Genomic DNA, 9,831 nt, shown 5'->3' with positions numbered 1-9,831 from the left:
TCGCGAGTTCATTTCTTGCGACACGCCCGAGTCAAGGTATCGGAACGGGCCCTAGAAATAGGGCGTTGACAGAAGAACAGTGCATCAGCATCACGGCAGTCAATAAGGTTCGCAATTCTGCGAATTGAGTTGGCTCCAAAAACTGTGTGGCTCGAAAGAGGCACCTGACCAAATGGAAGGCAGTCATTATGGCGGCTAACAAGATTCGCATTCGACTGAAGTCGTATGATCACGAGATCATCGACTCCTCGGCGAGCAAAATCGTCGACACAGTCACCCGCGCCGGTGCCAAGGTAGTAGGTCCAGTTCCACTACCGACCGAGAAGAACATCGTGACGGTCATTCGTTCGCCGCACAAGTACAAGGACAGCCGTGAGCACTTTGAGATGCGTACCCACAAGCGTCTCATTGACATCATCGACCCGACTCCAAAGGCCGTTGATTCGCTGATGCGCCTGGACCTACCAGCAGATGTCAACATCGAGATCAAGCTTTAAGGATTTAGAAATGACTACAGAGACTAGGACCGTAAAGGGTCTGCTGGGCACCAAGCTTGGCATGACTCAAGCATGGGATGCGAACAACAAGCTTGTTCCTATCACCGTTGTTGAGGCTGGCGAAAACGTCATCACTCAAATCAAGAATTTAGACGCCGACGGCTACGAAGCAATTCAGATTGCCTACGGCGCGATCGACCCACGTAAGACCGACAAGCCAACCGCAGGCCACTTCGCCAAGGCTGGCTCAACCCCACGTCGATTCCTTGCAGAAATCCGCACCGCAGACACCACCGACTATGCAGTTGGTCAGGCTATCGGCGTGGACATCTTCGAGGTAGGCACCAAGGTTGACGTTGTTGGAACTTCAAAGGGTAAGGGCTTTGCTGGTGTTATGAAGCGCCACGGCTTCTCCGGTATTCACGCTTCCCACGGTGCTCACAAGAACCACCGTAAGCCTGGTTCCATCGGTGCCGGTACTACCCCTGCAAAGGTCATCAAGGGCAAGAAGATGCCTGGCCGCATGGGACAGGACCGCGTAACCACCCTGAACCTCACCCTGCACGGAGTTGACCTTGAGCGCGGCTTGCTGCTGATCAAGGGTGCCGTGCCTGGTCCTAAGGGCCAGTTGGTGTTCGTTCGTAACGCCGTGAAGGAGAGCAACTAATGTCTACCGTTGACGTAATTGACGTTAAGGGCAAGAAGTCTGGCTCTGTCGACCTGCCTGAGGCACTGTTCGATGTTCAGACCAATGTTCCGCTAATCCACCAGGTGGTAGTTGCTCAGTTGGCAGCTGCTCGCCAGGGAACTCAGTCTGCGCTTCGCCGCGGCGAGGTTTCTGGTTCGGGTAAGAAGCCTTTCAAGCAGAAGGGCACCGGCCGCGCTCGTCAGGGTTCGGTTCGTATGCCTCAGCACCGCGGTGGTGGCGTGATCCACGCTCCAAAGCCTCGTGACTACTCACAGCGCACCCCAAAGAAGATGATTGTTGCCGCGCTTCGCGGAGCACTATCTGACCGCGCTCGTAACTCTCGCATCCACGTTATTGACCAGTTTGCTCTTGGAGAGCAGCCATCGACCAGAGCAGCTGCAAGCTTCCTGGCTCAGGTTGCCACCAGCAAGAACATCTTGGTTGTGCTAGACCGCTCCGACGAGCTGTCTTACAAGTCGCTGCGTAACCTGCAGACCGTTCACGTGCTAGCTGTTGACCAGCTAAACGCGTATGACGTGCTGCACTCAGACGACATCATTTTCACCGCCAGCGCCCTGACTCAGTTTGTTGCGGCTGCTGCAGGAACCGAGGAGGCCAGCGAATGAGCACCCTAAACAAGGACCCACGCGACGTCATCATCAAGCCAATCATCTCTGAGAAGAGCTATTCGCTGATCGACCAGGGCAAGTACACCTTCGAGGTGGACCCTCGCTCGAACAAGACCGAGATCAAGCAGGCTGTTGAGCACATTTTCAATGTGAAGGTTGACACCATCAACACTCTGAACCGCCAGGGCAAGACCCGCAAAACCCGCTTCGGACTAGGTAAGCGCAAGGACACCAAGCGTGCCATTGTGACCCTGAAGTCGGGCTCCATCGACATCTTTACCTACATCGGCTAAGGGAGAGACAAATGGCAATCCGTAAATACAAGCCAACGACTCCAGGTCGTCGTGGATCATCTGTTGCAGACTTTGCAGAGATCACCCGCTCGACTCCTGAGAAGTCACTGCTTAGACCGCTACCTAAGACCGGTGGACGTAACGCAGCTGGCCGCATCACCACTCGTCACATCGGTGGAGGCCACAAGCGTCAGTACCGCGTGATCGACTTCCGTCGCCACGACAAGGATGGTGTACCTGCAAAGGTTGCACACATCGAGTACGACCCAAACCGTACCGCTCGCATTGCACTGATTCACTACATCGATGGCACCAAGCGCTACATCATCGCCCCTAACAAGCTAAAGCAGGGCGACGCTATCGAGCAGGGACCAAACGCAGACATCAAGCCAGGTAACAACCTGCCGCTTCGCAACATCCCAGTGGGTACCGTTATCCACGCGATTGAGCTGAAGCCAGGCGGCGGTGCCAAGATGGCTCGTTCTGCTGGTGCTTCGGTTCGTCTAGTTGCTAAGGACGGCCCTAACGCTCAGCTTCGTCTACCTTCAGGTGAAATCCGCAACGTAGATGCAAACTGCCGCGCAACCATCGGTGAAGTTGGAAACGCAGAGCAGTCCAACATCAACTGGGGTAAGGCTGGCCGCATGCGCTGGAAGGGCGTTCGCCCAACCGTTCGTGGTGTTGTTATGAACCCGGTTGACCACCCACACGGTGGTGGTGAGGGTAAGACCTCCGGTGGTCGTCACCCAGTTACCCCTTGGGGTCAGAAGGAAGGCCGCACTCGCAAGCCAAACCTTCAGTCTGACAAGCAAATCGTTCGTCGTCGTTACGTCGGCAAGAAGTAGGAGATCTCTAAATGCCACGCAGTTTGAAGAAGGGCCCCTTCGTCGACGAGCACCTAATGAAGAAGGTGCGCGTACAGAACGAGGCCAGTACCAAGAACGTGATCAAGACCTGGTCTCGCCGCTCGATGATTGTTCCAGCCATGCTGGGCCACACCATCGCGGTGCACGACGGTCGCAAGCACATTCCAGTTTTCGTCACCGAGACCATGGTTGGTCACAAGCTTGGCGAATTCGCACCTACCCGCACCTTCCGTGGACACGTGAAGGACGACAAGAAGGGTCGCCGCGGCTAAGCCGGGGCGCCTAGAGAGTAAAGGAGAAAACGATGGAAGCAATCGCCAAAGTGCGTAACATCCGCGTGACCCCAATGAAGGCTCGCCGTGTCGTCAACTTGATCCGCGGCAAGCAGGCCACTGAGGCCCTGGGTATCTTGAAGTTTGCCCCCCAGGCAGCATCCGAGCCGATTTACAAGCTCGTTGCCGCAGCGGTGGCTAACGCCAAGGTGAAGGGCGAGAAGGCCGGCACCATTGTGGACGAGGACGACCTAGTCGTTTCGGCAGCTTTCGTGGACGATGGCGTGACGCTAAAGCGTTTCCGCCCACGTGCACAGGGACGTGCATTCAAGATCAACAAGCGAACCAGCCACATCACCGTGGTTGTTGCAACTCCTGACGAGCTGCAGAAGAAGGCAGGTAAGTAATGGGCCAGAAGGTCAATCCCTACGGCTTCCGCCTAGGAATCACCACCGAGCACCGCTCTCGTTGGTTCACTGACTCCACCAAGAAGGGTCAGCGCTACGCAGACTACGTGATCGAGGACACCAAGATCCGTGCCTTCTTGCAGGAGAAGCTGGACCGCGCAGGTATCTCTCGCATCGAGCTTGAGCGCACCCGTGACCGTGTTCGCGTTGACATCTTTGCCGCTCGCCCAGGTCTAGTTATCGGTCGCCGTGGCGCCGAGGCTGAGACTTTGCGCAGCGACCTAGAGAAGCTAACCGGCAAGCAGGTGTTGCTGAACATCCTCGAGGTGAAGAACCCAGAGGCTGACTCGCAGCTTGTTGCGCAGGGTATTGCAGAGCAGCTTGCTGCTCGTGTGGCTTTCCGCCGCGCAATGCGTAAGGGCATCCAGGGTGCACTTAGAAGCGGTGCAAAGGGTATTCGTATCCAGTGCTCCGGCCGTCTAGGTGGCGCTGAAATGTCGCGCAGCGAGTTCTACCGTGAGGGTCGTGTGCCATTGCACACCCTTCGCTCGAACATCGACTACGGCTTCTACGAGGCTAAAACCACCTTTGGTCGCATCGGTGTAAAGGTTTGGATCTACAAGGGTGACCTAACCGCTAGGGAGCTTGCAGCAGTGCAGGCAACCCAGCGCGGACCTCGCCCAGCGGGTGCTGGCCGTCGCGGCCCACGCCCTGACGCTGCACCAGTAGCAGCAGGAAGTGAAGGCTAATAATGCTGATTCCTCGCAAAGTAAAGCACCGCAAGCAGCACAGCCCGAAGCGCTCCGGTCACGCGACCGGTGGCACCAAGGTGTCGTTCGGTGAGTACGGTATCCAGGCTCTAACTCCTGCTTACCTGACCAACCGACAGATCGAAGCTGCTCGTATTGCTATGACTCGTCACATCAAGCGTGGTGGAAAGGTTTGGATCAACGTATTCCCAGACCGTTCTCTAACCAAGAAGCCAGCGGAAACCCGCATGGGTTCCGGTAAGGGTTCACCGGAGTGGTGGGTAGTAAACGTAAAGCCAGGCCGCGTGCTCTTTGAGCTAGCCGGCGTATCCGAGGAAATTGCTCGTGAAGCAATGACCCGTGCGATCCACAAGCTTCCGCTAAAGGCTCGCATCATCAAGCGTGAAGAAGGTGACGCATAATGATCGGTTCAAAGAACCTCACCCCTGAGGACCTAGACAAGATCGAAGACTCCCTGCTAGTTGAGGAACTGCGAAAGGCGAAGGAAGAACTTTTCAACCTACGCTTCCAGTCCGCAACCGGACAGTTGGACGCACATGGTCGTCTAAAGGCCGTCAAGCGTGACATCGCACGTATTTACACCGTGCTACGTGAGCGTGAGCTAGGTATTCGTGCCGTGCCAGTCGCTGCCGCAGCGCCTAAGACCACTAAGAAGGCAGCTGCTGAAAAGCCAGTTGCTGAGAAGCCAGCTGAGGAGGCATAAAGATGGCCGACGAGAAGAAGGCAGCAGCTAAGGCTGCACCAAAGGCAGCTCCAAAGGCAGCTCCAAAGGCAGCACCAAAGGCAGCCGCACCTAAGGCCACAAAGCCAAAGGTTGCAAAGGCTCCTAAGGAGATCAAGGTAGTCGAGCGCGGTGACCGCAAGTCACGTCGTGGCTATGTTGTCTCCGACAAGATGGACAAGACCATCGTGGTATTGGTTGAAGACCGCAAGAAGCACCCGCTGTACGGAAAAGTTATGCGCGTGTCGACCAAGGTCAAGGCTCACGACGAGAACAACACCGCAGGTATCGGCGACCTCGTGCTAATCAGCGAGACCCGTCCACTATCTGCCACCAAGAACTGGCGCCTGGTCGAGATCCTCGAGAAGGCCAAGTAACAAACCCCTAGGGCTAACGGTCGGAATCGTTATCCATAAAACAAGGAGAAAAAAGTGCTTCAGCAAGAATCCAGACTCAAGGTTGCCGATAACACCGGCGCCAAAGAGCTGCTGACCATTCGCGTATTGGGTGGATCACTCCGCCGCTACGCAGGTCTTGGCGACATCATCGTTGCCACTGTTAAGGACGCAATCCCTGGCGGAAACGTCAAGAAGGGTGATGTCGTAAAGGCAGTTGTCGTTCGTACCAAGAAGGAGACCCGTCGTGCAGACGGTTCCTACATCAAGTTCGACGAGAACGCAGCCGTAATCATCAAGAACGATGGCGAGCCACGCGGAACCCGTATTTTCGGACCAATTGGTCGTGAACTTCGCGAGAAGAAGTTCATGAAGATCATCTCGTTGGCACCGGAGGTTATTTAATCATGGCGAACATTAAAAAAGGCGACCTCGTTCAGGTCATCACCGGCAAGAAGCAGGACCGCGGCGGCGACCGTGGCAAGCAGGGTCAGGTGCTTTCGGTACTAGTTGAGCAGAACCGCGTAATCGTTGCGGGCGTCAACGTAGTCACCAAGCACACCAAGCCTGGTCAGACTGACAAGGGCTCCAACACTGGCGGCATCATTACTCAGGAAGCCCCAATTCACGTTTCTAACGTTGCTCTAGTTGACCCAAGCACCAAGAAGCCAACCAAGGTTGGCTACAAGCTTGTAACTGCCAAGGATGGCAAGGTCACCAAGACTCGTGTTGCTCGCAAGACCGGGAAGGAAATCTAATGGCTACCGCAACCAAGAAGGCTGCTGCCGCAGGTAAGGCTCTTCCTCGCCTAAAGGCTCAGTACCGCAAGGAAATCATTCCTACGCTAACCGCAGAGTTCAGCTTCCAGAACCCAATGCAGGTTCCAGGCCTCACCAAGATTGTTGTAAACATGGGTGTTGGCGCTGCTGCTAAGGACGGCAAGCTCATCGAAGGTGCTATCCGTGACCTGACCGCAATTACCGGTCAGAAGCCACAGGTAAACATCGCGAAGAAGTCGATCGCTCAGTTCAAGTTGCGCGAGGGCCAGCCAATTGGTGCTCACGTTACTTTGCGTGGCGACAGAATGTGGGAGTTCCTAGACCGCCTACTATCCCTATCGCTTCCTCGTATCCGCGACTTCCGCGGTCTATCGGACAAGCAGTTCGATGGCCGTGGCAACTACACCTTTGGTCTATCCGAGCAGTCAATGTTCCACGAAATTGACCAGGACAAGATCGACAACGTTCGTGGTATGGACATCACTGTCGTTACCACTGCAAAGACCGACGATGAGGGCCGCGCACTGCTAAAGGCGCTCGGCTTCCCATTCAAGGCATAATCCACCGCAATTGAGAAAGGTCCCCGAGCTTGTAAAGCGCTGGGAAACCACCTTGAGAAAGAAGACACATAAATGACAATGACAGACCCGGTAGCAGATTTTCTGACCCGGCTGCGCAACGCGAACAACGCACACCACGATTCGCTGAGCCTCCCATATTCAAAGCTAAAGGGAAACATCGCCCAGATCCTAAAGTCCGAGGGTTACATCGCGGACTTCAAGGTTGAGGACGCCAAGGTCGGTAAGACCATGACTGTTGACCTAAAGTTCGGCCCAAACCGCGAGTCCAGCATCACCGGAATCAAGCGTGTTTCTAAGCCTGGTCTTCGCGTTTACGCAAAGTCCACCGAGCTACCAAGAGTCCTCGGCGGCTTGGGTATTGCAATCCTGTCCACTTCATCCGGTCTACTAACTGACCGTCAGGCTGCAAAGAAGGGAGTAGGCGGAGAAGTCATCGCCTACGTCTGGTAATCACCTATGTCACGTATTGGAAAAATGCCAATCCCGCTTCCAGCGGGTGTAACCGTAACTATTAACGGCCAGGATGTCGTGGTAAAGGGACCTAAGGGTGAACTATCCCTAACCGTCGTCGAGCCAATCAAGGTACTACTTGAGGACAACACCGTTATCGTTTCCCGTCCAGATGATGAGGCTAAGTCCAAGTCACTGCACGGTCTAACCCGTTCTTTGATCGCAAACGACGTTCACGGCGTTTCGACTGGATTCTCTAAGTCACTAGAAATCGTTGGTACTGGTTACCGCGCTGCTTCTAAGGGTTCGACTATCGAACTTGCTTTGGGATTCAGCCACCCGGTTGTCGTTACCCCACCGGCAGGTATCACCCTGACCGTTGAGGGAAACACCAAGATCATCATCTCCGGTACCTCAAAGCAGGCTGTTGGAGAAGTTGCCGCAAACATTCGCAAGCTACGTAAGCCTGAGCCATACAAGGGCAAGGGTGTTCGCTACGAAGGCGAGAAGGTACGTCGCAAGGCTGGAAAGGCTGGTAAGTAAGAATGGCTGTTAAGTCAAAGTCAGCTGCCCGTGACAAGCGTCACGGCCGCCTGCGCAAGAAGATTGAGGGCACTGCTGCTCGTCCTCGCCTAGTCGTAACTCGTTCGGCACGTCACGTGTTCGTCCAGGTTGTCGATGACGCCAAGGGTCACACCCTAGCTTCGGCTTCCACCATGGAAGTTGAGCTACGTAAGGCTGATGGCACCAAGACCGACAAGGCGACTGAAGTTGGCAAGCTAATTGCTGAGCGCGCTAAGAAGGCCGGTGTCACCGAGGTGGTATTCGACCGTGGCGGTAACCGCTACGCAGGTCGCGTTGCAGCAATTGCTGACGCAGCCCGCGAGTCAGGATTGACACTGTGAGCGAAGAGAAGAAGGAAATGGACGTGGCAGAAGCTACCGTGGTCGTCGAGGCCACAACCGTTGATCCGAACGAGCGCGAGCAGCGTCGCGGTTCACGTGAGCGTGGACCAAAGACTGAGCGTCGTGACCGTGAGGACACCAAGAGCCCATTCTTGGAGCGTGTTGTAAACATCAACCGTGTATCCAAGGTGGTCAAGGGTGGTCGTCGCTTCGCATTCACCGCACTAGTTGTGGTTGGCGATGGCGAGGGTCTAGTTGGTGTTGGCTACGGCAAGGCTAAGGAAGTTCCTGCAGCTATTGCCAAGGGTGTTGAGGACGCGAAGAAGAACTTCTTCCGCATCCCACGCGCTGGCTCCACCATTCCTCACCCAGTACAGGGTGAGGCAGCCGCAGGTGTCGTTCTACTTCGTCCAGCCGCTGCGGGTACCGGTGTTATCGCCGGTGGCCCAGTTCGTGCGGTTCTGGAGTGCGCCGGTGTTCACGACGTACTTTCCAAGTCATTGGGATCGTCAAACACCCTAAACATCGTTCACGCCACCGTGGCAGCACTAAAGCAGCTCGAAGAGCCGCAGTCAGTTGCTGACCGTCGTGGCAAGTCATTGGCAGAGGTGGCTCCGGCTCGCCTACTACCAGCTAAGACTGAGAAGGCAGGTGCCAAATAATGGCAAAGCGTCTGAAGGTTACCCAATTAAAGAGTTCAAACGGTGGCAAGCAGAACCAGCGCGATTCACTTCGCACCCTGGGTCTGAAGCGCATCGGTGACATCATCGTGAAGGAAGACAACAAGTCTGTTCGCGGCCTGGTGATGACCGTTGCCCACCTCGTCAAGGTTGAGGAGATCGACTAATGGCTGAAGAAAAGAAGCCAGCCGCTAAGGCTGCTGCAAAGCCTGCAGCGAAGACCACCGCAGCTAAGCCAGCCGCAGCAAAGGCAGCCCCAAAGGCTGCTGCTGCCAAGGCTCCAGCCGCTAAGGCCGCAGCTCCAAAGGCTGCTGCCCCTAAGGCTGCCGCTGCAAAGCCAGCTGCTGAGAAGGTTGCTGCCCCAAAGGCAGCTGCAAAGCCAGCTGCAAAGAAGACTGAGGAGAAGGCTGAGAAGAGCCAGATCCTGAAGCTTCACCACCTTCGCCCTGCAAAGGGTGCCAAGAAGGAGAAGACTCGTAAGGGTCTTGGTGAGGGTTCAAAGGGTAAGACCGCAGGTCGCGGTACCAAGGGAACCGGTGCTCGCACCACTACCCGTTTGGGCTTCGAAGGTGGTGGCGTTAACCTCGTTATGCGTACCCCTAAGCTTCGCGGCTTCAAGAACCCATTCCGCGTTGAGTACCAGGTGGTAAACCTAGACAAGCTGTCTGAGCTTTACCCTAAGGGTGGCGCTGTGACCGTTTCTGACCTAGTAGCTAAGGGTGCAGTCCGCAAGGGCGAGCCTGTAAAGCTACTTGGAAATGGCGACGTCTCGGTTAAGCTTGTGGTCACTGTTGACAAGGTTTCCTCGTCAGCAAAGACCAAGATTGAAGCTGCCGGCGGCAGCATCAGCGCCTAAGAAGATTCGCTAGGAGAGGTTCACCATGTTTCAGGCCATTGC

General features: G+C 55.5%; 20 protein-coding genes. All 20 read left to right on the top strand.

Going from position 1 to position 9,831, the window contains the following annotated elements; all coding sequences use genetic code 11:
- Positions 1–188: 188 nt before the first annotated feature.
- The 20 genes from rpsJ to rplO all read left to right on the top strand — a co-directional run bounded on the left by rpsJ (position 189) and on the right by rplO (position 9,789).
- On the top strand, positions 189–497 hold the full coding sequence (gene rpsJ / locus AC128V_RS05480; RefSeq protein ID WP_213260555.1) for a 30S ribosomal protein S10: 309 nt from the start codon (positions 189–191) through the stop codon (positions 495–497).
- A gap of 10 nt (positions 498–507) precedes the next feature.
- Positions 508–1,164, top strand: coding sequence for a 50S ribosomal protein L3 (rplC, locus tag AC128V_RS05475; protein WP_482763669.1), 657 nt, complete (start codon positions 508–510; stop codon positions 1,162–1,164).
- The gene (gene rplD, locus AC128V_RS05470) at positions 1,164–1,811 is read left to right on the top strand and encodes a 50S ribosomal protein L4 (protein ID WP_482763668.1); all 648 of its coding nucleotides are present in this window, start codon (positions 1,164–1,166) and stop codon (positions 1,809–1,811) included. Before rplC ends, rplD begins: the two co-directional genes overlap by 1 nt.
- The gene (gene rplW / locus AC128V_RS05465; RefSeq protein ID WP_482763667.1) at positions 1,808–2,107 is read left to right on the top strand and encodes a 50S ribosomal protein L23; all 300 of its coding nucleotides are present in this window, start codon (positions 1,808–1,810) and stop codon (positions 2,105–2,107) included. The genes rplD and rplW overlap by 4 nt, the downstream gene beginning before the upstream one ends.
- 11 nt (positions 2,108–2,118) lie before the next feature.
- Positions 2,119–2,952 carry a 50S ribosomal protein L2 gene (gene rplB, locus AC128V_RS05460; protein WP_482763666.1) on the top strand — a complete coding sequence of 278 codons (834 nt, stop codon included), beginning with the start codon at positions 2,119–2,121 and terminating at the stop codon, positions 2,950–2,952.
- An 11-nt stretch (positions 2,953–2,963) separates the two neighbouring features.
- Positions 2,964–3,245: a 30S ribosomal protein S19 gene (gene rpsS / locus AC128V_RS05455; RefSeq protein WP_445792308.1), complete on the top strand. Its 282-nt coding sequence runs from the start codon at positions 2,964–2,966 to the stop codon at positions 3,243–3,245.
- Between the two features lie 32 nt (positions 3,246–3,277).
- On the top strand, positions 3,278–3,652 hold the full coding sequence (gene rplV / locus AC128V_RS05450) for a 50S ribosomal protein L22 (protein WP_482763665.1): 375 nt from the start codon (positions 3,278–3,280) through the stop codon (positions 3,650–3,652).
- On the top strand, positions 3,652–4,401 hold the full coding sequence (gene rpsC / locus AC128V_RS05445) for a 30S ribosomal protein S3 (protein WP_482763664.1): 750 nt from the start codon (positions 3,652–3,654) through the stop codon (positions 4,399–4,401). The genes rplV and rpsC overlap by 1 nt, the downstream gene beginning before the upstream one ends.
- A 2-nt stretch (positions 4,402–4,403) precedes the next feature.
- Complete coding sequence (rplP, locus tag AC128V_RS05440) at positions 4,404–4,823, top strand: 50S ribosomal protein L16 (RefSeq protein ID WP_482763663.1); 420 nt, start codon at positions 4,404–4,406, stop codon at positions 4,821–4,823.
- On the top strand, positions 4,820–5,125 hold the full coding sequence (gene rpmC / locus AC128V_RS05435; protein ID WP_482763672.1) for a 50S ribosomal protein L29: 306 nt from the start codon (positions 4,820–4,822) through the stop codon (positions 5,123–5,125). Before rplP ends, rpmC begins: the two co-directional genes overlap by 4 nt.
- 131 nt (positions 5,126–5,256) lie before the next feature.
- The gene (gene rpsQ / locus AC128V_RS05430) at positions 5,257–5,520 is read left to right on the top strand and encodes a 30S ribosomal protein S17 (protein WP_482763671.1); all 264 of its coding nucleotides are present in this window, start codon (positions 5,257–5,259) and stop codon (positions 5,518–5,520) included.
- Between the two features lie 54 nt (positions 5,521–5,574).
- The gene (gene rplN, locus AC128V_RS05425) at positions 5,575–5,943 is read left to right on the top strand and encodes a 50S ribosomal protein L14 (RefSeq protein WP_482763662.1); all 369 of its coding nucleotides are present in this window, start codon (positions 5,575–5,577) and stop codon (positions 5,941–5,943) included.
- Between the two features lie 2 nt (positions 5,944–5,945).
- Positions 5,946–6,296, top strand: coding sequence for a 50S ribosomal protein L24 (rplX, locus tag AC128V_RS05420; RefSeq protein WP_482763661.1), 351 nt, complete (start codon positions 5,946–5,948; stop codon positions 6,294–6,296).
- Positions 6,296–6,877, top strand: coding sequence for a 50S ribosomal protein L5 (rplE, locus tag AC128V_RS05415; protein WP_482763660.1), 582 nt, complete (start codon positions 6,296–6,298; stop codon positions 6,875–6,877). Before rplX ends, rplE begins: the two co-directional genes overlap by 1 nt.
- 72 nt (positions 6,878–6,949) lie before the next feature.
- Positions 6,950–7,348, top strand: a complete 399-nt coding sequence (gene rpsH / locus AC128V_RS05410; RefSeq protein ID WP_482763659.1) for a 30S ribosomal protein S8 — start codon at positions 6,950–6,952, stop codon at positions 7,346–7,348.
- 6 nt (positions 7,349–7,354) lie between these two features.
- Entirely contained in the window at positions 7,355–7,891 is a 537-nt protein-coding gene (rplF, locus tag AC128V_RS05405) for a 50S ribosomal protein L6 (RefSeq protein WP_482763658.1), read from the top strand.
- A gap of 2 nt (positions 7,892–7,893) precedes the next feature.
- Positions 7,894–8,253 carry a 50S ribosomal protein L18 gene (gene rplR, locus AC128V_RS05400; RefSeq protein WP_482763657.1) on the top strand — a complete coding sequence of 120 codons (360 nt, stop codon included), beginning with the start codon at positions 7,894–7,896 and terminating at the stop codon, positions 8,251–8,253.
- Positions 8,254–8,270: 17 nt separating this feature from the next.
- Complete coding sequence (gene rpsE / locus AC128V_RS05395; protein ID WP_482763670.1) at positions 8,271–8,915, top strand: 30S ribosomal protein S5; 645 nt, start codon at positions 8,271–8,273, stop codon at positions 8,913–8,915.
- Positions 8,915–9,100: a 50S ribosomal protein L30 gene (gene rpmD / locus AC128V_RS05390; RefSeq protein ID WP_482763656.1), complete on the top strand. Its 186-nt coding sequence runs from the start codon at positions 8,915–8,917 to the stop codon at positions 9,098–9,100. The genes rpsE and rpmD overlap by 1 nt, the downstream gene beginning before the upstream one ends.
- Complete coding sequence (gene rplO, locus AC128V_RS05385; protein WP_482763655.1) at positions 9,100–9,789, top strand: 50S ribosomal protein L15; 690 nt, start codon at positions 9,100–9,102, stop codon at positions 9,787–9,789. Before rpmD ends, rplO begins: the two co-directional genes overlap by 1 nt.
- Positions 9,790–9,831: the final 42 nt, after the last annotated feature.

The sequence above is a fragment of the Aquiluna sp. genome (assembly GCF_965064355.1).
This window is presented reverse-complemented; position numbering and strand designations above follow the sequence as displayed.